Annotated in this window: 19 protein-coding genes; 17 read left to right on the forward strand and 2 right to left on the reverse strand. The window is 50.6% G+C overall.

What is annotated here, in order from left to right; translation table 11 throughout:
- Window positions 1-216: 216 nt before the first annotated feature.
- The 8 genes from GPK83_RS13150 (at window position 217) to GPK83_RS13185 (ending at window position 10216) form a co-directional block, all read left to right on the forward strand.
- A complete protein-coding gene (locus GPK83_RS13150) occupies window positions 217-1857 on the forward strand; it encodes a response regulator (RefSeq protein ID WP_215704970.1) in 1641 nt (546 codons plus the stop codon).
- 20 nt (window positions 1858-1877) lie between these two features.
- A complete protein-coding gene (locus GPK83_RS13155) occupies window positions 1878-3677 on the forward strand; it encodes a sensor histidine kinase (RefSeq protein ID WP_215704971.1) in 1800 nt (599 codons plus the stop codon).
- On the forward strand, window positions 3667-4638 hold the full coding sequence (locus tag GPK83_RS13160) for a substrate-binding domain-containing protein (RefSeq protein WP_215704972.1): 972 nt from the start codon (window positions 3667-3669) through the stop codon (window positions 4636-4638). Before GPK83_RS13155 ends, GPK83_RS13160 begins: the two co-directional genes overlap by 11 nt.
- A 13-nt stretch (window positions 4639-4651) precedes the next feature.
- Window positions 4652-5659 (forward strand): galactose ABC transporter substrate-binding protein, encoded by a 1008-nt coding sequence (locus tag GPK83_RS13165; protein ID WP_015554195.1) that lies wholly within the window; start codon window positions 4652-4654, stop codon window positions 5657-5659.
- A gap of 235 nt (window positions 5660-5894) precedes the next feature.
- A complete protein-coding gene (locus GPK83_RS13170; protein ID WP_015554196.1) occupies window positions 5895-7022 on the forward strand; it encodes a substrate-binding domain-containing protein in 1128 nt (375 codons plus the stop codon).
- Between the two features lie 117 nt (window positions 7023-7139).
- Window positions 7140-8672, forward strand: coding sequence for a sugar ABC transporter ATP-binding protein (locus GPK83_RS13175; protein ID WP_215704973.1), 1533 nt, complete (start codon window positions 7140-7142; stop codon window positions 8670-8672).
- Window positions 8673-8691: 19 nt separating this feature from the next.
- The gene (locus GPK83_RS13180) at window positions 8692-9699 is read left to right on the forward strand and encodes a sugar ABC transporter permease (protein ID WP_015554198.1); all 1008 of its coding nucleotides are present in this window, start codon (window positions 8692-8694) and stop codon (window positions 9697-9699) included.
- A gap of 250 nt (window positions 9700-9949) precedes the next feature.
- The gene (locus tag GPK83_RS13185; protein ID WP_242992091.1) at window positions 9950-10216 is read left to right on the forward strand and encodes a hypothetical protein; all 267 of its coding nucleotides are present in this window, start codon (window positions 9950-9952) and stop codon (window positions 10214-10216) included.
- Window positions 10217-10412: 196 nt separating this feature from the next.
- Here the strand turns inward: GPK83_RS13185 and GPK83_RS13190 are convergent, their stop codons facing one another.
- A complete protein-coding gene (locus tag GPK83_RS13190; protein WP_117552243.1) occupies window positions 10413-13118 on the reverse strand; it encodes a heavy metal translocating P-type ATPase in 2706 nt (901 codons plus the stop codon).
- Between the two features lie 205 nt (window positions 13119-13323).
- Entirely contained in the window at window positions 13324-14259 is a 936-nt protein-coding gene (locus GPK83_RS13195; RefSeq protein WP_015554201.1) for a ketopantoate reductase family protein, read from the reverse strand.
- 165 nt (window positions 14260-14424) lie between these two features.
- Here GPK83_RS13195 and GPK83_RS13200 point away from each other — a divergent pair, with 165 nt between their 5' ends.
- The 9 genes from GPK83_RS13200 (at window position 14425) to GPK83_RS13240 (ending at window position 23717) form a co-directional block, all read left to right on the forward strand.
- Window positions 14425-15621: an MFS transporter gene (locus GPK83_RS13200; protein ID WP_215704974.1), complete on the forward strand. Its 1197-nt coding sequence runs from the start codon at window positions 14425-14427 to the stop codon at window positions 15619-15621.
- 83 nt (window positions 15622-15704) lie between these two features.
- Window positions 15705-16547 (forward strand): 5-dehydro-4-deoxy-D-glucuronate isomerase, encoded by an 843-nt coding sequence (gene kduI, locus GPK83_RS13205; protein ID WP_117483243.1) that lies wholly within the window; start codon window positions 15705-15707, stop codon window positions 16545-16547.
- 55 nt (window positions 16548-16602) lie between these two features.
- Window positions 16603-17403: a gluconate 5-dehydrogenase gene (locus GPK83_RS13210; protein ID WP_015554204.1), complete on the forward strand. Its 801-nt coding sequence runs from the start codon at window positions 16603-16605 to the stop codon at window positions 17401-17403.
- Window positions 17404-17860: 457 nt separating this feature from the next.
- Window positions 17861-18142 carry an OadG family protein gene (locus GPK83_RS13215; RefSeq protein WP_015554205.1) on the forward strand — a complete coding sequence of 94 codons (282 nt, stop codon included), beginning with the start codon at window positions 17861-17863 and terminating at the stop codon, window positions 18140-18142.
- A gap of 49 nt (window positions 18143-18191) precedes the next feature.
- Window positions 18192-18620 (forward strand): acetyl-CoA carboxylase biotin carboxyl carrier protein subunit, encoded by a 429-nt coding sequence (locus tag GPK83_RS13220; protein ID WP_215704975.1) that lies wholly within the window; start codon window positions 18192-18194, stop codon window positions 18618-18620.
- A 16-nt stretch (window positions 18621-18636) separates the two neighbouring features.
- Window positions 18637-19779, forward strand: coding sequence for a sodium ion-translocating decarboxylase subunit beta (locus GPK83_RS13225; RefSeq protein WP_117469414.1), 1143 nt, complete (start codon window positions 18637-18639; stop codon window positions 19777-19779).
- Window positions 19780-19922: 143 nt separating this feature from the next.
- Window positions 19923-21023 carry a CoA-transferase gene (locus tag GPK83_RS13230; RefSeq protein ID WP_345941818.1) on the forward strand — a complete coding sequence of 367 codons (1101 nt, stop codon included), beginning with the start codon at window positions 19923-19925 and terminating at the stop codon, window positions 21021-21023.
- A 21-nt stretch (window positions 21024-21044) separates the two neighbouring features.
- On the forward strand, window positions 21045-21854 hold the full coding sequence (gctB, locus tag GPK83_RS13235) for a glutaconate CoA-transferase subunit B (RefSeq protein WP_021904092.1): 810 nt from the start codon (window positions 21045-21047) through the stop codon (window positions 21852-21854).
- 93 nt (window positions 21855-21947) lie between these two features.
- Entirely contained in the window at window positions 21948-23717 is a 1770-nt protein-coding gene (locus GPK83_RS13240; protein ID WP_117469416.1) for a carboxyl transferase domain-containing protein, read from the forward strand.
- The last annotated feature ends 5 nt before the right edge of the window (window positions 23718-23722 follow it).

Genomic DNA, 23722 nt, shown 5'->3' on the forward strand with positions numbered 1-23722 from the left:
AAGAAAAGGACAGGAGGGGGCAGGCGCTCTGTAATCTTTGGAGCCGTTATGCTCCTTCTCTGCACTCCGGGTCTGGCCGGCTGTCAGAATGGGAAAACGGCGGTTTCTGAAAAGGAGCGATCAAGGCGGGCATGAACGGTCATATCGCAAAACTGACCGATGAGGCGGTCATCCGGAAGCATCTGGAACAGATCTTTTAAAAGATAGGAGCAGGAAATGGACTTATACAGAATTATCCTTGTGGATGACGAGGAGGAAGTGCGTAAGAGTATTATCCGCAAGATCGACTGGCAGGCGGTTGGGTTTACCGTTGTCGGGGACGCGGAGAATGGGGAGGACGCGTTGGAGAAGATCGAAGCCTTAGAGCCGGACGTGGTCCTCACGGATATCCGGATGCCATACATGGACGGGCTGACGCTTGCGGAGAAGATCCGCCAGAGGTATCCATCGATGAAGATCGTCATTTTTTCCGGATATGATGATTTCGATTATGCGAAGCGCGCGATCAAGCTGAATGTGACGGAGTATATTTTAAAGCCCGTGAATGTGGAGGAGCTGACGGCGATCCTGAGGAGGATCCAGGAGAGCCTCGACGAGGAGATCGAGCAGAAGCGCGATGTGAGCCTTCTGCGGGAAAACTACAGACGCAGCCTGCCGATCCTGCGCGAGCAGTTCCTAAAGGATCTTGTGAGCCACCAGATGGACGGGAAAACGGTCAATGACCGCCTGGAACAGTACGATATCCCACTTGCGGGAGCGAAAAAGTGGATCTCCATTGCGGTGAAAGCGGAAATTTCCGAAGTGTCCGGGGAGCTGATCCTTCCGCTCCACGAGGAGCGGGAGTTGATCCCGATCTCTGTGATGCAGATCCTTGAGGAGAACCTGAAACCGTACTGCAGATTCTCCCTGTTCTCGTTCTCCGGGGCGGCTGACGCGGAGATCGCCGGGATCGTGGCGATCGATGAGAACAACTCCCAGACCAGCATGATCGACATCTTAAGCGATATCTGCAAGGAGATCCGGAAGATCTTGATGATCCCGGTAACGATCGGGATCGGGCACAGCCGGACGGAGCTCGGGCTGATCTGTGAGTCCTTCCGGTCAGCGCTCGATGCCCTGGGCTACCGCGCAATTGTCGGGAGCGGCAGTACGATCTACATCAACGATGTGGAGCCGGTGAACACCGGAAAGCTCCAGTTTACCGCGGAGGACGAGTCTGCCCTCATCCAGGCGGTAAAATTCGGTCCGGAGGAGAAGATAAGGTCCGTGGTATCCGGGATCATCGGAAGGATGTCTGACGCGAAGGTCCATGCGCGGCAGTACCAGACCTACATGTTCAGCGTCGCGAACTGTCTGGTCCAGCTCATCCAGCAGTACGACCTGGAACTGGGAGCGCTTTTTGGGGATGCCGGGATGGGGACGGACCCGTTTATGATGATCCGGCAGGTGATGAACCGGGAGAAGTTCTCAAAATGGCTTCTTGAGGCGGCACTCAGGATCAATGGGGCTATGGACCAGGAGCGTGACAATACGACGCGCCAGAGCATGGAGCGCGCGAAGCGGTATATCATGGAGAATTACCAGGATCCGGACCTGTCTGTGGAGCAGGTCTGCCGGACGCTGCACATGAGTCCTGCCTATTTTTCGACGATGTTCAAAAAAGCGACGGGGCAGACCTATATCGGTTATCTGACGGATGTGCGTCTCAATAAGGCTGTGGAGCTGTTAAATAAGACGGATGACAAGACCTATGTGATCGCGGCAAAGGTCGGCTATCAGGAACAGAATTATTTCAGCTACGTATTCAAGAAAAAATTCGGCGTTTCACCGACGAAATTCAGAGGAAGCCGGTCGTAGGGCCGGCGGGGGAGAGAGGTATGAAACCGGAAAATGAGGGCAGCTTATTCAAACGGACCAGCATCCGCTATATGATCTTCGTCTACTTTACGGTGACAGCCCTGGCGGCGAGCATCTTTATCGGACTGTCCCTGTACAGCCGGATGTCAAAGCAGATGTCGGATACGATGCAGGAGGAGAACCAGATCCTGATCGACCAGTTGAACCGGTCTGTGGATGTGTGGCTCCGCGGAATCATGAAGCTTTCGGACACCACATACTACGGGATCGTAAAAAACGTGGATCTGAGGAATGAGAGTGTCAACAAAGAGATGACGCTTCTCTACGACAACAACAAGGATAATGTCGAGAATATCGCCCTGTTTTCCAGAGACGGAGAGCTTTTGGAGGCCGTTCCCGCCACGAGACTCAAGACGGGGGCAGATCCGGCAGCGGAACCGTGGTTTGAGGCGGCACTGAAAAAGACGGAGAATCTTCACTTTTCAGTCCCGCATGTCCAGCGGGTGTTCGACGCGGGGGAGAACCAGTACCGTTGGGTGATCTCGGCGGCGCGCGCGGTGGAGATCACGGAGGGCTCGTCCACGGAGCAGGGCGTTCTCCTCATCGACATCCGCTATGACAGCCTGGAACAGCTGTTTGACGGGATCACCTTGGGAAACGGCGGCTATGTCTATCTTCTCGGCGCGGATGGGGAGCTGATCTACCATCCGCAGTCCCAGCTGATCTACTCCGGGCTCGAGGATGAGAACCTTGAGGCGGCAGCGGAATACAGGGACGGGATCCATCAGGAGGAATATAAAGGAAAGGGGCGTGCCGTGACGGTCAAGACGGTCGGCTATACCGGCTGGAAGATCGTCGGGGCGGCGGCACTCGGCGGCGCATCCTTAAACGCGTTGAAGACAAGGATCCTGATCGTGTTTATTGTTGCCTTTGTCGTATTCATCCTCGCGGTCATCAATGCTTACATTTCCACGAGGATTACGACACCGATCGAAAAACTGGAGCGTTCTGTGAACGGGATTGAGGCGGGCAATCTGGAAACGGAAGTCTATGTGGGCGGTTCCTATGAGATCCGTCACCTCGGCACCTCCATCCGGAACATGACGACCCAGATCCGGCATCTGATGGATGACATCGTGGCGGAGCATGAATCCAAGCGGAAAAATGAATTTGATGTCTTACAGTCGCAGATCAACCCGCATTTCCTTTACAACACCCTCGATATCATCGTCTGGATGATCGAGAATGAGAAACAGGCGGACGCGGTGAAGGTCGTGACGGCGCTCGCCAGATTCTTCCGGATCAGCTTAAGCCGTGGGAAGAGCATTATTCCCGTTCGGGATGAGCTGGAACATGTGAGAAACTATCTGATGATCCAGCACATGCGGTTTAAGAACCGTTTTACTTATGAGATCGAGGCGGATGAGGATGTCATGGAGCTCGCGAGCGTGAAGCTGATCCTCCAGCCGCTCGTGGAGAATGCGGTCTATCACGGAATGGAGTTTATGGACGGTGATGGGGAGATCCGGATCCGGGTGTACCGGGACGGGGAGGATCTTTATATGAAGGTTTCCGACAACGGACTCGGGATGACGAAGGAGCAGGTGAAAGGCATGTTCACGGATAAGCCGCATGTGAAGTCCGGAAGTGGCTCCGGGATCGGGGTGCGGAACGTCAATGAGAGGATCCGGCTGTATTTTGGACAGGAATACGGTCTGTCCATCGAATCCGAGCTCGATGAGGGGACGGTCGTGACGATCCACATGCGGGCGGTGCCTTACGCTGAGACGGCAGAGGGGGAAAAGATCCATGTCAAATAGAGAAAAAATCAGCTGGTGTGCCGGCATCCTTCTCCTTGTGATGCTCTATCTGCTGTCATCCACGGATCTGATCATCAAGGAAAAAAAGAGGGAGATCTGCCGGATCTCCGTCATCATAGACAACGTGAATGACAACTATTATGGGAGCTTCCGCGCGGGCATGGATATGGCGGAGAAGAAGTATCAGGCGGATGTCAATTTCATCACGCTGTACGCGGAAAACGATGAGGAACAGCAGGAAGAACTGATCGTCCGTGAAATAAAGGACGGAGCGAATGCGATCATCCTTGCGCCGGTCCGCGAGGATCTCGCGGTCATGAAGCTCGATGAGATCTCGCCGGGCTGCCCGGTGATCTTTCTTGGTCCCACGGCGATCAACAGCTCGGTGGCGTGCTCCATCTCTGTGGACCGCTACGAGATGGGACGGACGATTGGGGAGAAGATTGCGGAGAGCGAGGATCCGGCTGTGCCGGTATGCCTGTTCTCCGAGGGAATGGCGTACACGGGGAACCTTGACGCGTATGACGGGATCCGCTCTGTGCTGGATCCCGCCGGTTTTACCGTACGTCTGATCGAGAAAAAGTCAGAGGACACATACCGCAAGGCTATCGAGGAAACGGTATATCCGGAGAGCGGTGATTTTATGGCGGTCGGCATGGATGTTGGTGCCTTATCCGAGCTTGCGGATATCCTGGAGGGCAGCAGTGTGTACCGGGAACATGTGACGGCTCTTTACGGGATCGGGAGCACGACGGCGCTCTTAAACCAGCTCGACCGGGGGATCGTCAAGGGTCTGATGGCATGGAACCGGTTCGACGAGGGTTATTTAAGTGTTGAAAAGGCGGTTCAGGCAGCCGGGGGAGAGTGGAAGGAAAAACGGATCACATTGACACCGGAGTATATCGACGGGGAGATCTTAAGGAGTGGGATCTTCGAAAAGATGCTATATCCGATGGAATAGGGGGGAGGCAGGTATGAAAAAGGGAAATGTTCTGATCCTTGCCATTGCGGCGACGGCGCTTCTCGGGGGAAGCGCCTGGCTGTACGCGAAAAAGACCGGAGGGCATGAGGAAAAAAAGACGTCCCTGCGGATCGGTGTCCTGTTATACCGCGGGGATGACACGTTCATCGGCACGCTCCGGAATTCCATGGAGCAGGCGGCGAAGGAATATGAAAAAGAGACCGGGGTCCGCGTGACGCTGGATGTCCGGGACGCGAAGAGAAATCAGCTCACGCAGAACAGCCAGGCGGAGCGTATGATCGATCTTGGCTGCGACGTGCTCTGCGTCAATATGGTGGACCGTTCCGCCGCGTCCGGCGTGATCGATCAGGCTATGGAGTCGGATATTCCCATTGTCTTTTTCAACCGGGAGCCGGTCGCGGAGGACATGAACCGCTGGGAGAAACTGTACTATGTGGGAGCGGACGCAAAGGAGTCCGCGGTTCTGGAGGGGCAGATCCTCGTAGACGCCTACCGGAAGAATCCGTCCACCCTTGACCGGAACGGGGACGGGGTTGTTTCGTATGTCCTCCTTGAGGGGGAGACGAACCACCAGGATTCCCTGATCCGCACGGAGTGGTCCATTGAGACACTGAAGGACGGCGGCGTTCCGATCGAGAAGATCACAGGCGGGATCGCAAACTGGGAGAGAAACCAGGCCTCCGCCCTCATGGAACAGTGGCTTTCGGATTATGGGAATAAAATCGAGCTTGTGCTCTGCAACAATGATGACATGGCTATTGGTGCGATTGATGCCATCGAGCGGGCGGGGATCGTCGCCGGGACGATCAAGCTTGTCGGGATCGACGGGACACCGGCCGGCCAGGAGGCGTTCCGCGAGGGAAAACTCTTTGGGACGGTTGAATCCAGCAAGGATATCTACGCGAAGAGGATCTTCGATACGGCGGAGGAGCTCGCAATGGGAAAAGAGGTGACCCAGGAAAAATATTTCTGGTGTCCCCAGCATATCATCGCTAACTGACATCATTTTTTACAGGCATGTGTGAGGCGGCACATGCCTGTACTGTTATATTTAAGCTGATTTCTGCCATGATATGACAAAAAATTGTGGTTTTTTTACAGGAATCAAAGAATTTTAATAATTTATCATAAAAAATAGTATGGAAAAATGCACAAAGGCAGGCTATAATGAACTCATCGTTAAGGGAAAATGCCTAAACGGTCAAAATTATTTTTTGAATGGGAGGATTCAAAACATGAGAATGACAAAGAAAGTAACAGCAATGGCACTGGCTTCCATGATGGCCCTGTCTTTAGCGGGATGCGGAGGAAGCTCTTCCACAACAGCAACAACAGCAGCAGCTACTGAGGCAGCAAAAGAGACAACAGCAGCAGCTACCGAGGCAGCAAAAGAAGCTGCAACAACAGCTGCAGCCGCAGCAGCAACCACAGATGTAGCAGACAAGAAAGTCGGCATCAGCATCTACAAGTTCGATGATAACTTCATGACTCTTTACAGAACAGAGTTAGTTCGCTACTTAACAGAGGACCTTGGATTCAAGGCTGAGAACGTAGTCGTTCAGGATGGTAAGGGCGATCAGGCAGAGCAGACAAACCAGATCCAGAACTTCATCACTCAGAAATATGATGTTCTGATCTTAAACCTTGTACAGGCTTCTTCCGCACCGGAGATCACAGATATGTGTAAAGAAGCTGGTATCCCGGTTGTTTACATCAACCGTGAGCCGGACGCAACAGAAGAAGAGAGATGGGAATCTGAAGGTCTTAACGCTACATACGTAGGATGTGACGCAAGACAGTCCGGTACATACCAGGGCGAAGAGATCCTTGAGACTGCAAACAAGGGTGATATCAACAGCGATGGCAAAGTTTCCTACATCATGATCCAGGGTGACCCGGAGAACGTAGATGCTCAGTACAGAACAGAGTTCTCTGTTAAGGCTCTTACAGACGCAGGAATGGAAGTTGAGGAGCTCTTAAAACAGCGTGGTGACTGGGATCAGGCTAAGGCTCAGCAGATCGCACAGGACGCTTTAAACCAGTACGGCGACAAGATCGAGGTTATCTTCTGCAACAACGATGCTATGGCACTTGGTGCATTACAGGCAATCGAGGCAGCAGGACGTAAAGTTAACGAGGATATCTACCTTGTAGGCGTTGACGCTCTGACAGAGGCTGTTCAGAACGTAATCGATGGCAAGCAGACAGGTACTGTATTCAACAACCACTTCGCACAGGCTCAGGCTGCAAGCGATATCGCTGTTAAGTTCTTAAGCGGCGAGAAGGTTGATGCTGTCAACATGGTCAACTACGAAAAGGTTACTAAGGATAACGCTCAGGAAATCCTTGATATGTTAAAGTAATTGATACTGTAACAAATGAGAACCGGGTGTGTCTGGCACACCCGGTTCTCTGAACTTAAAACTTAAAAAATATGCCACCCGGAGATGCGGGGGAGTGTATCTGAAAGGAGTTTTGGGATGGCAGAACAGTACAGACTCGAAATGAGAGGAGTCAAAAAAACCTTCCCAGGTGTTAAGGCACTTGACGGAGTAAATTTACGGGTCCGCCCCGGAACGGTCCACGCACTGATGGGAGAAAACGGTGCCGGTAAATCGACACTGATGAAATGTCTTTTCGGAATTTACAAAATGGATGAAGGCGAAGTTTATATTGACGGTGTAAAGACCGAAATCGCAAACCCGGACGACGCGCTTCACAAAGGACTTGCCATGGTTCATCAGGAGCTTCAGCCGATTCCTGAGCGCTCCATCGCTGAGAATATGTATCTTGGACGGTATCCGATGAAAAACTACGGACCGGTCAAGGTCGTTGATCATGCGACGATGAACAAAGAAGCTGAGAAATGGCTTCGGGATGTCAAGATGGAGTTTGACCCGAAAGCAAAGCTCGGCACATTATCAATCGGACAGATGCAGTCAGTAGAGATCGCGAAAGCGGTCAGCCAGAGTGCAAATCTTGTAATTCTGGATGAGCCTACGTCCTCCCTGACTGATAACGAGGTAGAAGCATTATTCCGGATCATCAGAGATCTGAAATCCAGAGGTGTTTCTATGATATATATCAGCCACAAGATGGCTGAGATCCGCCAGATCTCCGACGATATCACCATCATGCGGGACGGTACATACGTTGGAACCTGGGCAATCGATGATATCTCTGATGAAGAGATCGTAAAACAGATGGTTGGACGTGAGTTAAATAACGTTTATCCGCCGAAGGATGATTACCGGACGGATGAGACTGTCCTCAAGGTCAGCCACCTGACAAGTATCTTACCGAACTCCTTTAAAGACTGCTCTTTTGAGTTAAAGAGGGGAGAGATCTTAGGCTTCGGCGGCTTAGTCGGAGCACAGAGAACAGAACTTATGGAAGCAATCTTCGGAATGCGCCACATTGAGAGCGGTACCGTTGAGATCCTTGGAAAAGAGGCACATATTAAACGACCGCAGGATGCGATCAACAGCTCTGTAGGAATGATCACAGAGGATCGTCGCGGAACCGGTATCTTTGGATGCTTGAGCATTGATGATAATACAGCGATCGCTTCCTATAAGCATTATACCCATATGGGTAAGATCAACAAGAAAGAAGTCGATGACGTCGTAAAAGACAGCATCGCGAAATTAAAGATCAAAACACCGAGCGGAAAGACGCTGATCCAGTCTCTCTCCGGTGGTAACCAGCAGAAGGTAATTATCGCAAGATGGCTTGCGAACAATCCTGATATCCTGATCATGGATGAACCGACCCGAGGTATCGACGTCGGTGCCAAATATGAGATCTACCAGATCATGATCGATCTCGTAAAACAGGGCAAATCCATCATTATGATCTCGTCGGAAATGCCGGAGTTGATCGGTATGTCCAACCGAATCATTGTAATGTGCAACGGTCACATCACAGGTGAGGTGGAAGGAGAAGACGCAACTCAGGAGAAGATCATGTCCTTCGCCACAAAATTCACTTTAAGCGGCAAGGAAAACAAGTAGATTACAGGGAGGTTCAGTCATGACAGCGAAAAAAGTAAGTGCAAAAGATTTCCTTATCAATAATGGAATCATCGTCGTTCTTTTATTACTTGCAGTATTTACTGCGATCAAACAGCCGACATTCTTCTCAGGCGGTAACTTCATTAATATCGCTCTGAACGTAGCTCCGCGATTCATCATCGCCTGCGGTGTATCCGGATGCTTAATTACAAAAGGTACAGACCTTTCCGCAGGACGTATGGTTGGTCTTTCTGCCTGCTTAGCAGGTACCTTGCTTCAGAAGCCGGATTACAGCGGCAAGTTCTTCCAGAACCTTCCGGATTTCGGAAATGCCTGGGGCTTATGGGTTCTCGCGGTTCTTCTGATCTGTGTGGTAATTTGCTGTATCTTTGGTTTCATCAATGGTATCGTAATTTCCTACTTACAGGTTCCGGCCTTCATCGGAACACTTGGTATGCAGCTGATCGTTTACGGTGTCTGCCTTGTTTACACAAACGCGACTCCGATCGGTGGATATCACAGTGCGTACACAGCAGTAGCAAAAGGAAAACTCTTTGGCGTGATCCCGTTCCTGTTCCTGATCGCCCTTGCAGTTGGTCTTGTTATGTGGTTCATCTATAACATGACTCCTCATGGAAAATATATGTATGCGATCGGCGGCAACGAGCAGTCCGCAGAGGTTTCCGGTGTAAACACTAAGAAGACAAAGATCATCATCTACATGACAGCGGCAGCTCTTTACGCACTGGGCGGCTTCCTTGTAGGAGCAAAATCCGGTGGTTCCTCCGTTAACATGGGCCAGGGCTGGGAGCTTGAGGCCATCGCAGCCTGCACCATCGGCGGTGTATCCGTAAACGGTGGTATCGGACGTATCTCTGGTGTTCTTATCGGTGTTCTTGTATTCGAGATCTTAAAGACCTGCTTACAGTACCTTGGTGTTGATACAAACTACCAGTACATCGCACAGGGTATCGTTATCGTAGTTGCGATTGCACTCGATATCAGAAAGTACATTGCAAAGAAGTAATAGACTGACTGTTTCGGTACAGTTAAAAAACGGGCGGAGGACGAGTTCCAACGCCCGTTTTTGCACACTCGCGCGAAGATGCAGATTGTTGGAAACGGCCGTGCGAGACGCTCGGGTGTACCGCGGCACATTTTTGCGTACATCATGTATCAGAAAGAAAATACCGATGGCTGGTTTTAGCAACCTGCCTCATGGAAAGAAAGCTGGAGCGGTTTGATAAAACCTGCACCGGGAGAGTGGAGGTGAAGGAATGGAAGAAGAGATTGAGAAGGTCAGCGGAATCGGAACAGTGACCGAAGCCGCAGAAAAGGCTGTGGAGGCCTTTGGTGAGAAGACTTTAGAAGAACTCACTGAAGAGAATAAACGGCTGCAGGAGGAAAATGAGCGCCTGAAGAACAGATCCATAAAAGAACGGATGTACGATAAGATCAATGTGTCGGTGCGGACCATTGATATCTTTATCGGGTGCATGTGCGTATTGTTTGTGGCTGTTGTGGTGATGGGGATGCTGAAGTAAGAGAGTGAAGCGCTGACAGAGATCATGCCCGCCGCAGCCTAAACATTCAACGACAGGAAAAGATCCTGATGCCAGAAACTGAAACTATCGAAGTGGATAACAAAAAAGCTCTGGAGAACGATATGAGAAAGGTTCTCCAGGGCTTTTCTTTGTCTTGTCTGCTGATTCCCTAAAGAGGAAAATTACAGCAGGAGTCTTATTTCTTATAAAGAATTCTGATGGAATTCAGCACGCAGAGGATCGCGACACCGGTGTCGGCGAATACCGCGAGCCACATGGAGGCGATTCCCATGAGACCTAAGATCATGACAAGAGCTTTTACCGCAAGGGCGAATACCACATTCTGGTTGGAGATCGCGCCTGTGCTTCTCGCGATCTTGATGGCTTCCGAAATGGCATCCATGCTTGATGTCATGAAGACGACATCGGCGGCCTCGATGGCTGCGTCAGCGCCGCTTCCCATAGCTGCGCCTACATCAGCGCCTGCAAGTACCGGTGCGTCGTTGATTCCGTCACCGACGAACATTGCGCTTCCGTTCTCCGCGCGGAGCTTCTGCAAGATCTCGAGCTTATCAGCCGGGAGAAGCTTTGCGTATACATTGTCGATTCCGACCTCGGCGGCTACCGCCTCAGCGGCTGCCTCGCCGTCGCCGGTGAGCATAGCGGAGCGGATCCCCATGGATTTTAAGGACCTGATGGCATCCTTTGCCTCCGGCTTGATCGTATCGGCGATCTGGATCGTTCCTGCAAGCTTTCCGTTTACCGATATATAGACGGTGGTGACAGCACCGTTCTCATCGTAAGCACCGCAGTCCACGTTAAACTCGGTGAGAAGCTTTCTGTTTCCGCAGAGCACTTCGCCCTGGGAGAGCCTTGCATGGATGCCTTTGCCGGAGATCTCCTCGATCTCGGCGGGCTTTTCGATCACAAGTTTCTGATCCTTTGCAGCAGAGACGATGCTGATTCCGATCGGATGAGTAGATGCGGTCTCGCATGCTGCCGCGATCTGAAGGATTTCCTGCTCGGAAGCTGTGCCTGCCGGAAGGATCGTCTGAACCACGAAGTTTCCTTTTGTGATGGTTCCTGTCTTATCCATGACAACCGTTTTTACAGCTTTCAGGTTTTCAAGTGCGATTCCACCTTTAAAGAGGATTCCTTTCTTGGAACCTGCGCCGATCCCGGAGAAGAATGCCAGCGGAACGCTTAAAACAAGGGCACACGGGCAGCTGATTACGAGGAAGGTAAGAGCTGTGTAGATCCAGTGGGACCAGTTTCCTGTAATTAAGGACGGAATGATCGCTGTCGCAGCCGCCAGGGCAACGACGAACGGGGTGTAAACTCGTGCAAATTTCGTGATGAAGCGCTCGGCCTGCGGCTTGCTGGCTGCGGCGTTCTCCACGGAATCGAGGATTCTTGTGACCATGGACTCGGAAAGTTCCTTCTCGACTCTCATCTTTAAGAGACCGGAAGTATTGACGCAGCCGGATGTCAGCTGGCTTCCGACCTTTACCGATACCGGGACAGGTTCACCTGTGATCGGTGACGTATCGATCCGGCTCTCGCCCTCTACGACAACGCCGTCAAGCGGAATGCGGTCGCCGGGACGGATCTCTACGATATTGCCGACAACGGCGGAACCGGCCGGAACCTCGCGGACAGTACCATTTTCGTCAAGAAGAACGGTCTCCGGCCGGAGATCAACGGCTTCCATGATCTGGCTGCGGCTCTTTTCAACCGCGCGGTGTTCGAATGCTTCACCGACCCGGTAGAAAAGCATAACTCCGACCGCCTCCCCAAACTGGCCGACACAGAAAGCACCGATGGTCGCGAGGCTCATCAAAAAGTTTTCGTCCATCACGTGGCCGGTCTTCATGTTTTTCAGGGCTGTTAAGAGAACTTCCCGTCCAAGGATCAGGTAGGCGATCACAAAGCATATGGCGGAGATCTGCGGCATGGAGTGGGAGAGAAGCTCTCCGACGATGAAGAGCAAGCCTCCGGCGATCAGCTCCGGAAGATCATGGGCATGCTTGTCGTTACTGTTTGCATCTGCCGGTTTTCCTTCCTCGCGGACCTCGATGATGGTGCCTGGTTCGATCTTGTCTGCAATCTCCTGCATCTTCGGGAGCAGCTTTGTTCCTTCAGAAGAGTAGACACGGAGCTGTCTCGTCGCGAAAGTCAAAATACAGTCATCGACTTCCGGGAGCTCCTGGATTTTTTTCTCGATCTTTGCGGAGCAGTTTGCGCAGTCGATGTTTTTCATTACATAGACGGTGCAGATCGCTTTCGGATTCTTTGGGCGGACCTCAATGACGGTGCCGGGCTCGATCTGATCAGCAATCTCCTGCATCTTCGGGAGCAGCTTTGTTCCCACGGAAGAGTAGACCCGGAGCTGTCTCGTCGCGAAAGTCAAAATACAGTCATCGACTTCCGGGAGCTCCTGGATCTTTTTCTCGATCTTTGCGGAGCAGTTCGCGCAGTCGATGTTTTTCATCACGTAGACCACACAGGTGGATTTCGGTGCCGGACCGTGGTGGTGTTCGGCGTGCTCGTGATGATGATCGTGTTCGGAGCAGCAGCCATCGTCATCGTCGTGATGATGGTGATGTTCACAGCCGCAGTGCTCTTCATGTTCGTCATCATCATGACCTTCGTGATGATGGTGTCCGCAGTCGCAGTGCTCTTCATGCTCGTCACCATGTTCCTCGTGATGGTGATGGTGCCCACAGCCGCAGTGCTCTTCATGCTCGTCATCATGCTCATCGTGATGGTGATGGTGTCCACAGCCGCAATGCTCTTCGTGCTCGTCATCATCATGCTCATCGTGATGATGGTGTCCGCAGCAGCAAACCTCTTCGTCCTCGTGGTCTGCTGACTTCTGCTTGGATTTTTCTAATTCCTCCATAGAGTAGACCTCCTCAGAATTATAATTTTTAATTATCATATTAACATATGAACCATCGTTCATATGTTAAATATAGTACAGCTCTATGGGAAATGCAAGACTGTTTTTTGATATTAGGAAAAGAATTAAGAAAATAAGGTGGGAGAGCAGAAAAAAGCTGCCTGGCGATATGCCGCAGGCAGCTTTGGCTATGTACATATAGATATTAGATTTCTTTAAACATCCGCGCCTCGATCAGATGGATTCCGTGAAGGAAACACTCGCAGACCGGAGTCTCAACGCCAAGCTCTTTTCCGAGGCGGACAACCGTTCCGGCGAACATATCGACTTCCGTGCGTTTTCCGACCTCAAGATCCTGAAGCGTTGACGGCTTATTTTCATAAGGAAGACGTCCGAGCGTGTGCTCCTGACGGTCGATCTCATTCTGACCGATATCAATACCCAACTTATTTGCAATGCGGATCACTTCCCACATGGCCTTGTGGCGGAAGAAATTGGCGTCATCGTTCTTCTGGAATGCTCCGAAGGGAACACCGAACATGGCGCATGTCATATTCTCGGCAACGTTGCACATGAACTTGAACCAGATTCCTTTTAACATATCTGCATCGATCTTGTAGTCGATCCCACAGAGATCAAAAAGACTCTTCACAGCGAGAACATTCCCGGAATAGTGTTCCGGATCATTCTTAAGATCGCCGAAGTGGATCAGACCCTTATGCGGATCGAACTCCGTCTTTCCGTCCTTCATGACAATGCTGATCCGCATATAGGAGTACAGCAGATGTTCGCTGCCGTAGACGGCGGCGATCTGTTTTTCGCTCTCCACACCATTTAATACGGAGAGGATGATCGTATCTTTGCCAACCTGATTTTTAATATCCCTGATCGCCTGCTCCAGGTCATATCCCTTTACCGCAATGATAACGAGATCTGCCGGATCCCCCTCGACATCAGGTGTGATGATCGGAAAACGGTAATTGATCGTATTGACTGTTACCCCTTTTCGCTCCAGACGCTCTTTTCTTGCGCCGTCTGCAAGGATCCGGAAATCAGCCCCCAGCTTTTCTGAGATACGCGGTGCGAAAAATACCCCCATCGCACCGAGACCGATCAACGTCACCTTCTTTATGTCCTTCATAACTCCCTTTTCCTCCTTAAAAGTAAAACAAGCTGCGTTCCTTCTATTGTATAGTAAGACCGTTGGGGTGTCAACGAAAACAACCTTGTCTTTAGGGATAAAAGATGATATGATGGAAAAGTATGGAGAAAAATTAACAAATATGTGTGGGGGAGAGAATACTGGATGGAAATCACAAAAGAAGATAAACGGTCGGTGATCGACCACTGTTATCTGACCTATTTTATCAGCGGAATGGTCATCCTGATCTTCGGTGTCATTCTGCCAAACCTGATCGAGGAGAGAAATTTAAGCTTTACCGCGGCCGGCGGACTGCTTTCCTTTCTGGCGATCGGAAATTTATGTTCAAGCTTGGTATATCCGGTATTCTGTGGGATGATGTCCCAGAAGACGGCGGTAGTCGTACTGGCGGTCCCCTATCCGGTGTGCCTCTTCCTGTTTACAATGGGACTTCCGGTCCCGGTGCTTTATGTGATGATCTTCCTGATCGGAATCACGAAGGGCATGATCACGATCATCAACAATCATGCGATCCGTCAGGTGACGGGAAGTTCCAATCAATATCTGAATCTGCTTCATATGTGGTATGCGGTGGGGGCTTTCCTGTCCCCATTCGTTACGATGCTCCTCATGGGAGCGGGTATGAACTGGAAGACGATCCTTCGCCTCCTTGCAGTCCTCACGGTTCTCATCGTTCTTTCCTACGCCACAATGGATTACAGAAAGATCGAAAAAGAGGCGGAGAAGAAGGCGGGAGAGGAGAACGGCGGATCGTCGATGACAAAAGAAAAATTCTGGTTTTTAAAGAACACGGGATTCCTTCTGGCGGTTGGGGCATTGTTCTTCTATATGGGTCTTGAAAACTCCGTAAACGGATGGTTTGTTACTTATTTAAAAAGTACCGGCTTTATGTCCACAAGTCTTGCGACCGTGATGGTATCCGTGACCTGGATCATGATCATGATCGGAAGGATCGTCATTGCGTCCATCTCAAAGAGCGTGCCTCCGGCAAAGATTCTGGCAGTGATCTCCGTACTCCAGTTTGTCTCGGTATTGATCCTTGTCTTCGCGGATCATACCACAATGGCAGTGGCGGCCCTGATCCTTTTAGGACTTGGAATGGCGGGGGCGTTCCCGACAACTACGGCCTTTACCGGCGATCTCATGGGAAATTCCCCACTTGGAATGTCGGTGTTTACAGGGATCGGTTCCCTCGGCGGGATCCTTACCCCGCAGGTCATTGGAGTCCTTGCGGATAAGCTTGGATTCCAGGCGGCGATCCTGTTTTTGGTGCTGGATGCACTTTTGCTGGCACTCTTTGGAATCGGTGCTCTGAGATACACTGCAATACAGAAAAAATAAGAAGAGAACAAGTGAGTGTGTGATAAAAAAGTCAACCGGGGCGGCATAAAAATCGTCCTGAATATAAATAAGGGGTAAAACATATGGATATTCGTTATTCCGCAAATCAAAGAGATGTAAAACGCTACACAACCGAAGAACTTCGGGACGAGTTCCTGATTCAGGATCTCTACCATCCGGATGAGGTGGTATCCGTATACTCCCACGTGGACCGCATGGTGACATTGGGATGTATGCCGGTGAAAGAACATGTCTCCATTGAAAAGGGGATCGACTGCTGGAAAAATTTCGGTACCCACTATTTCCTTGAGCGCCGCGAGATCGGAATCTTCAATATCGGAGGTGCCGGATCCATCACAGCGGACGGAATGGAGTACCGCCTTGGCTATAAAGACTGCCTGTACATCACAAAAGGCACAAAGGAAGTGATCTTTTCCAGTGACAGTGAGGAGACTCCGGCAAAATTTTACATGGTGAGTGCGCCGGCCCACACGTCCTACGAGACAAAGCTGATCACCTTGAAGGATGCCGCAAAGCGCCCGCTGGGTGATGCCAATACTTCCAATAAGAGAGTCATCAACCAGTTCATTCATCCGGATGTGCTGAAAACATGCCAGCTTTCCATGGGAATGACAGCGCTGGAGCCGGGCAGTGTCTGGAACAGCATGCCGTGCCACACCCATGAGCGCCGCATGGAGATCTACATGTACTTTGAAGTCCCGGAGAATCAGGTGGTCATGCACTTTATGGGTGAACCGACTGAGACGAGACACATCGTCATGAAAAATGAAGAAGCTGTGATCAGCCCGTCCTGGAGCATCCACTGCGGAGCAGGAACCTCCAACTACACCTTTATCTGGGCTATGGGCGGAGAGAATCAGGAGTTCGACGATATGGACAACATCGCTCCGATGGATTTAAAGTAAGATATCGCAGAGGCCGATAAAAAACTGATATAAAATAGGAAAGGTAAGGATCAAAATGGATAAGAAGAACATGTTTTCTCTGGAAGGAAAGATTGCTCTCGTAACAGGAGGTGCCCACGGAATCGGCTTTGCCATCGCGGAGAGCTATGCAGAAGCAGGAGCAACGGTTGTATTTAACTGCAGCAGCGAGGCGTCCTTAGAGCGCGGACTTGCCGCATACAAAGAGAAAGGGATCGATGCTCACGGTTATGTCTGCGATGTTACGGACGAGGAAGCGGTAAAGAAAATGATCGCGGATATCGAGGAGAAGATCGGAACGGTCGATATTCTTGTAAACAATGCGGGAATGATCAAAAGAATTCCGATGCATGAGATGAGCGCGGATGAGTTCCGCAAGGTTGTCGATGTTGACCTGAATGCTCCGTTCATCATGGCAAAAGCTGTCCTTCCGGGCATGATGAAAAAGAAAGCCGGAAAGATCATCAACATCTGCTCCATGATGTCTGAACTCGGAAGAGAGACCGTATCCGCATACGCAGCGGCAAAGGGCGGTTTGAAGATGCTCACAAAGAACATCGCCTCCGAGTACGGCGAGTACAACATCCAGTGCAACGGCATCGGACCGGGCTACATCGCCACATCCCAGACAGCTCCGTTAAGAGAGCGTCAGGCTGACGGTTCCCGCCATCCGTTCGATCAGTTTATCATCGCGAAGACACCGGCAGCAAGATGGGGCACCGTGGAAGACCTCAAGGGACCGGCGGTGTTCCTCGCGTCCGAGGCTTCTGACTTTGTAAATGGACACATCCTCTATGTGGACGGAGGTATCCTCGCTTATATCGGAAAACAGCCGTAAAGGCAGAAAAAAGATTTTGTCGTTACAGTTCAGCCATGCGCTGGTTTGAATGAGGAAGTGTGTTGCAAGCTTGCTTGCATAAGCACTTTTTCATCCAAATCAGCATATGGTGGAACCACCAAGCTTCTTGTTTTCATGAATATGAAAACAAGAAGATGTAATGGCTGAACTGTAACATTTCGTCATATAAAGACATAAGTACTGCTTGTCTTTATGTGACCTGAAATTAGTATATTTGATAAATTTTTTCGGGCGGCTTTGTTGACATTTTTGCAGAAAGCTGATATACTCAAATTACGATATTGTGAAAAATGCATAGAAACAGGCGCAAGACGGGTACATTTTTGAGATGTGCCCGTATGCGCTGAGGAAAATGTGGAATGCATTCCACAATACGAAATAACTAACCAACAAAAGTTTCTTAAGTGAAACGAAACGAAGGAGGTGCGGTAAGTATATGTGGACAGGCGGTATGACCTTTGCGGATTCGATCATCATTTCACTTGTTGGACTGTTAGTCGTATTCTCGGCACTTGCAGTGCTCGCAATCGCGGTTATCATTATCTCTAAGGTCATCGGTACATTATTTAAGGAGAGTGCGCCAAAGGCAGCTGCGGCAGTTGCAGCACCGGCTCCGGCTATCGATGAGGAATCCTATGCAGTGCTTCTCGCGGCAGTCAGTGAGGAAGCAAGATTGTCTGGAGAGCAGTTCCGTGTAACAAGTATCAAAGAACTGTAAAAAACAAAAAACCTAAAACGCAGAAAAAGGAAAGGATGTAGTAAATAACATGAAATACGTTGCAACATTAAACGGAAAAAAGTATGAAGTTGAGATCGAGAGAGTAGACGAGTACAGACCGCTTGACAGAGGCGCACAGGCTAGCGCACCGGCTCCGATCCTCGCAGCAGCACCGGCACCGAAGGCAGCTCCGGCACCGGCAGCAGCACCGGCACCAGCTCCAGCACCGGCACCGGCACCGGCAGCAGCTCCGGCAGCAGCAGGCGGACAGACAGTAGAGGCTCCGATGCCAGGTAAGATCCTTGACATCAAAGTTAAAGTTGGTGACGCAGTTGGTTATGGTCAGTGTGTAATCGTTATGGAAGCAATGAAGATGGAGACAGAGATCGTAGCTCCGGCAGCAGGAACTGTTGCATCCATCAACGTAAGCACAGGCGATTCCGTTGAGACAGGTGCAGTTCTGGTTACCTTAAACTAAGCAGGAGGTGCCACACGTGAATATACTTTCAGTTTTCGCGGAGCTGCTCGCCCAGTCAGGTTTCGCCGCAATCACCTGGCAGCAGTGCGTAATGCTCCTTGTATCCTTCGTTTTATTATATCTTGCAATCAAGAAGCAGTTTGAGCCGCTCCTTCTGCTCCCGATCGCATTCGGTATGTTCCTTGCGAACCTTCCGCTTGCAGGTCTTATGAATGAGGCAGATCACTGGTATCAGTCCGGTGTGTTAAGAATTATGTACATGGGCGTTAAGTCCAGCTTATTCCCGTGCCTGATCTTCATGGCAGTCGGCGCGATGACAGACTTCGGTCCGTTGATCGCGAACCCGGTCAGCCTTCTTCTCGGTGCAGCCGCTCAGTTCGGTATCTATGTTGCATTTACACTTGCAAATGCAACCGGACTTTTCACACCGGGTGAGTGTGCAGCGATCGGTATCATCGGCGGTGCTGATGGCCCGACCGCGATCTATATCGCAAATAACCTGGCTCCGGATCTTGTAGCTCCGATCGCCGTAGCCGCATATTCCTACATGGCTCTGATCCCGCTGATCCAGCCGCCGATCATGAAGCTCCTTACAACAAAGAAAGAGCGTCAGATCGTTATGAAGCAGTTAAGAAAAGTCAGCAAAGTCGAGAAGGTTGTATTCCCGGTATTCGTTGTTCTGTTCTGCTCCCTGCTTCTTCCGTCCGTAGCACCGCTTCTTGGTATGCTGATGCTCGGTAACCTGTTCCGTGAGTCCGGCGTTACCGGAAGACTTTCCGATACCGCACAGAACGCACTCTGCAACATCGTTACGATCATGCTCGGCACAACCGTAGGCGCTACAGCAAACGGAGAGATCTTCCTCCGTGTCCAGACACTGGCTATCATTGCAATGGGTCTTCTTGCTTTCGCGTTTGCGACAGTCGGAGGTATCCTGCTTGGTAAAGTCCTGTGTGCGATCACAGGCGGCAAGATCAACCCGCTGATCGGTTCTGCAGGTGTATCTGCCGTTCCGATGGCAGCCCGTGTATCCCAGACTGTTGGTGCCAAGGAAAATCCGACCAACTTCCTTCTGATGCACGCTATGGGTCCGAACGTAGCAGGTGTTATCGGTTCTGCAGTAGCAGCCGGTTACTTCATGCTGATGTTCAAGGCCTGATCGAAACCCTTCGAAACGGAACCAGAAGTTGAAATTCATTCCGTATCGTGGTATATTTTTACAGGAATTAAAAGCAGTTCAGGCCTGTCTGAGGAGAACAGGCAGGCCTTTTAACTGCAAATATAAATAAAGGAGGCTTTATTGTGGCTAATAAAGTTATGTCATTACACGATGCCGTAGAGAAGTATGTACATGATAACGATGTACTCTGCCTCGGCGGATTTACAACAAACCGTAAACCGTACGCTGCTGTTTACGAGATCCTTCGTCAGGGTAAAACTGGTTTTGTAGGCTGGTCCGGCCCGGCAGGCGGAGACTGGGACTCCTTAATCGGTGAGGGTCGTGTAAGAGCTTACATCAACTGCTACACAGCAAACTCTGGTTATACAAACGTTGCACGTCGTTTCCGTGCTGCAATCGAGAAAGGTGAGCTTACATATGAGGACTATTCCCAGGACGTTCTTATGTTACAGCTTCACGCAGCTTCCCTTGGTCTTCCGTACCTCCCGGTAAGAATGATGCAGGGCTCCGGTCTTGTTAAATTCTGGGGTATCAGCGAAGAGAAGAGAAAAACAATGGAAGGCGTTGACAACTTAAAGTGCGTAGATATCGAGAACCCGTTTGAGCCAGGCGAGAAGCTTCTTGCTGTTCCGGTTCCGAAGCTTGACTGCGCGATCATCCATGTACAGCAGGCATCTCCGGATGGAACCTGCATCATCGAGGGTGATGAGTTCCACGATGTTGATATCGCAATCGCTGCAAAGCGTACGATCGTTACCTGCGAGGAGATCGTAAGTGATGAATATATCCGCCGTGATCCTACAAAGACAAGAATCTTCGGCGAGTGCGTAGACGCTGTCGTTCGTACTCCGTACGGTGCATGGCCGGCACAGTGCTATGGCTACTATGATGATGATGATAAGGGACTTAAGGAGTACGATAAGGCTTCCAAGTACCTTGACGCTGAAGATGCAAAGGCACAGCTCGCAAAGGCTGCTGCAAAGGCTGAGAAGGCTGCTGCTGCGAAACCGGAAGACGAGAAGCTTGCAAAGGCTGCAGAAGTTGCAAAACAGGCTGCAGAGGATGCTGCTAACGGCACAAAGATTCCGGAGACCTTCAAGGATTACCTCCAGAAATACGTATACGGCTGCAAGGATCAGGATGATCTTCTTAATGTCCTTGGCGGCGCTCGCCTCATGAACCTTAAGAATGAGCCGCATCTTGGCTATTCTACCAGACACTAATTGAGGGAGGGAAATTCAAAAATGGCTGATTATACAAAGTATACAAAGCAGGAAATGCAGGCTTATGCCATCGCAAAAAATATTAAAGAAAACCAGATCGTTATCGTTGGTACTGGTCTTCCGTTAATCGGTGCTTCCCTTGCGAAGCGTGTGGTTTGCCCGAGCTGCCACCCGATCGTAGAGAGCGGACTTATGGACTGCTCACCGGTAGAGGTACCGCGTTCCGTAGGTGATAACCGTTTCATGGCTCACTGTGCAGTACAGTGGCCGAACGTTCGTTTCGTAGGCTTCGAGGCGAATGAGTGGCTTCATGACGCTGACCGTATGATCGCTTTCATCGGCGGCGCTCAGATCGACCCGTATGGTAACGTAAACTCCACATGTATCTTCGGTAAAGGCGACTATGTTCAGCCGACAACACGTTTCACAGGTTCCGGCGGAGCTAACGGTATCGCTACATTCTGTAACACAATCATCATGATGCAGCACCAGAAGAGAAGATTCATGGAGCATGTTGACTACATCACAAGCTGTGGCTGGATGGACGGCCCTGGCGGACGTGAGAGAGCAGGTCTTCCGGGCAACCGTGGACCGCAGATGGTAGTTACAGATCTTGGTATCATGAAGTTCGACGAAGAGACCAAGAGAATGTACCTTGCTTACTACTATCCATTCTCCTCTCCGGAAATGGTTCAGGAGAACACAGGTTTCGAGATCGATACCACAAGAGCTCAGCTTATGGAAGGTCCGGATCCGGAGATCATCCGCGTAATTCGTGAAGAGATCGACCCAGGTCAGGCATTCATCAAAGTTCCGAAGGAAACAAAGTAATCGAAACTGATTTAAAGTGAAATCATAAATGCCGCGGTCAGCGGCTGGCAAAATCCGCTGACCGCAGTGATCGCGTATATAAGGAGGAAGAACATGGGCTACTTTTCCATGCCGAAATATTTCCAGAACATGCCTACCGTTGGTAAGGCATTAGTTAATCCGAATGCGGAAAACGAGACAGAGATCAAAGAGATCGAGAAGCAGATCCACGACAAAGTTACTGAGATCCTTGCTGCTGGCATCACAACAGAAGAGAAGTTAAATGAGCGTGGTCAGTTATCCGCAATGCAGCGTATCAACGCTCTTGTAGATGAGGGAACATTCTGCCCGTTAAACAGCCTTTTCAACCCGAACGACAATAAGATGGGTTCCACAAACATCATCAACGGTCTCGGATGTGTAAACGGCAAATGGGTTTACATCATCGCTTCTGATAACAAGAAGATGGCTGGTACATGGGAACCGGGACAGGCAGAGAACCTGATCCGCTGCTCCGATGCTGCTAAGATGTTAAATCTTCCGTTAATCTACTTATTAAACTGCGCAGGCGTAGACTTCCCGTATCAGGATCAGGTTTACCCGAACAGACGCGGCGGCGGTACTCCGTTCTTCCGTAACGCAGAGTTAAACCAGTTAGGCATTCCGGTAATCGTAGGCATCTACGGTACAAACCCGGCCGGCGGCGGATACCACAGCATTTCCCCGACAATCCTGATCGCACACAGCCAGGCTAACATGGCAGTCGGCGGTGCTGGTATTCTTTCCGGTATGAACCCGAAGGGATATATCGACGAGGAGGCTGCTGAGCAGATCGTTGCTGCCCAGATCGAGAACAGCAAGAAGCACGTTCCGGCTCCGGGCTCCGTTCCGATCCACTATGACGAGACAGGATTCTTCCGTGAGGTTTACGAGAACGACTACGGCGTAATCGAGGGCATCAAGAAGTACATCAGCTACCTTCCGGCATACAACCTCGAGTTCTTCCGTGTTGATGATCCGCAGAGACCGTGTCTTCCGGCAGAAGATCTTTACAGCATCATTCCGATGAACGGAAAACGTCCGTACGACATCTACGACGTAATCGGCCGTCTCTTCGATGGTTCTCAGTTATATGAGTACAAGAAGGGCTATGGTCCGGAGATGGTAACAGGTCTTGCAAAGGTTAACGGACTTTTAGTTGGTGTGATCGCGAATACTCAGGGCCTTCTTATGAACTATCCGGAGTATAAGCAGAACTCCGTTGGTATCGGCGGAAAGCTGTACCGTCAGGGTCTCATCAAGATGAACGAGTTCGTAACCTTATGTGCCCGTGACCGTATTCCGCTGATCTGGTTACAGGATACAACAGGTATCGATGTAGGCGACGAAGCAGAGAAGGCTGAATTACTTGGTTTAGGTCAGTCCCTGATCTACTCCATCGAGAACTCCAAGCTTCCGTCTCTCGAAATTACTCTTCGTAAAGCAAGCGCTGCTGCTCACTATGTGCTTGGTGGACCGCAGGGTAACAATACAAACGTATACTCCCTTGGTACAGCTGCATGTGAGTACTATGTAATGCCGGGTGAAACCGCTGCAAACGCTATGTACTCCAGAAAGCTTGTTAAGGCAAGCAAGGCAGGAGAGGATCTTGCTCCGATCATCAAGAAGATGAACGATATGATCCAGCTGTATCATGATAAGTCCCGTCCGGCATACTGCGCTAAGGTTGGTATGGTAGATGAGATCGTTGACATGACAGATATCCGTCCGTACATTCAGGCATTTACAGAGGCTGCTTACCAGAATCCGAAGTCTATCTGCCCGATGCACCAGATGGTAACACCGCGTGCAATTCGCGAGTGGAATGACGCTCACAAGGCTTGATTTTG

Source organism: Clostridium sp. MCC328, from assembly GCF_018785465.1.
GTDB classification, from domain to species: Bacteria; Bacillota; Clostridia; order Lachnospirales; family Lachnospiraceae; genus Pilosibacter; species Pilosibacter fragilis.

What these genes read in the sequence shown, in the direction of transcription:
- GPK83_RS13180 (WP_015554198.1), top strand. Translation starts at nt 8,692, where the DNA reads ATGACAGCGAAAAAAGTAAGTGCAAAAGATTTCCTTATCAATAATGGA.
- kduI (WP_117483243.1), top strand. Translation starts at nt 15,705, where the DNA reads ATGGATATTCGTTATTCCGCAAATCAAAGAGATGTAAAACGCTACACA.
- GPK83_RS13200 (WP_215704974.1), top strand. Translation starts at nt 14,425, where the DNA reads ATGGAAATCACAAAAGAAGATAAACGGTCGGTGATCGACCACTGTTAT.
- GPK83_RS13165 (WP_015554195.1), top strand. Translation starts at nt 4,652, where the DNA reads ATGAAAAAGGGAAATGTTCTGATCCTTGCCATTGCGGCGACGGCGCTT.
- GPK83_RS13240 (WP_117469416.1), top strand. Translation starts at nt 21,948, where the DNA reads ATGGGCTACTTTTCCATGCCGAAATATTTCCAGAACATGCCTACCGTT.
- GPK83_RS13190 (WP_117552243.1), bottom strand. Translation starts at nt 13,118, where the DNA reads ATGGAGGAATTAGAAAAATCCAAGCAGAAGTCAGCAGACCACGAGGAC.
- GPK83_RS13175 (WP_215704973.1), top strand. Translation starts at nt 7,140, where the DNA reads ATGGCAGAACAGTACAGACTCGAAATGAGAGGAGTCAAAAAAACCTTC.
- GPK83_RS13185 (WP_242992091.1), top strand. Translation starts at nt 9,950, where the DNA reads ATGGAAGAAGAGATTGAGAAGGTCAGCGGAATCGGAACAGTGACCGAA.
- GPK83_RS13160 (WP_215704972.1), top strand. Translation starts at nt 3,667, where the DNA reads ATGTCAAATAGAGAAAAAATCAGCTGGTGTGCCGGCATCCTTCTCCTT.
- gctB (WP_021904092.1), top strand. Translation starts at nt 21,045, where the DNA reads ATGGCTGATTATACAAAGTATACAAAGCAGGAAATGCAGGCTTATGCC.
- GPK83_RS13195 (WP_015554201.1), bottom strand. Translation starts at nt 14,259, where the DNA reads ATGAAGGACATAAAGAAGGTGACGTTGATCGGTCTCGGTGCGATGGGG.
- GPK83_RS13215 (WP_015554205.1), top strand. Translation starts at nt 17,861, where the DNA reads ATGTGGACAGGCGGTATGACCTTTGCGGATTCGATCATCATTTCACTT.
- GPK83_RS13170 (WP_015554196.1), top strand. Translation starts at nt 5,895, where the DNA reads ATGAGAATGACAAAGAAAGTAACAGCAATGGCACTGGCTTCCATGATG.
- GPK83_RS13150 (WP_215704970.1), top strand. Translation starts at nt 217, where the DNA reads ATGGACTTATACAGAATTATCCTTGTGGATGACGAGGAGGAAGTGCGT.
- GPK83_RS13155 (WP_215704971.1), top strand. Translation starts at nt 1,878, where the DNA reads ATGAAACCGGAAAATGAGGGCAGCTTATTCAAACGGACCAGCATCCGC.
- GPK83_RS13210 (WP_015554204.1), top strand. Translation starts at nt 16,603, where the DNA reads ATGGATAAGAAGAACATGTTTTCTCTGGAAGGAAAGATTGCTCTCGTA.
- GPK83_RS13220 (WP_215704975.1), top strand. Translation starts at nt 18,192, where the DNA reads ATGAAATACGTTGCAACATTAAACGGAAAAAAGTATGAAGTTGAGATC.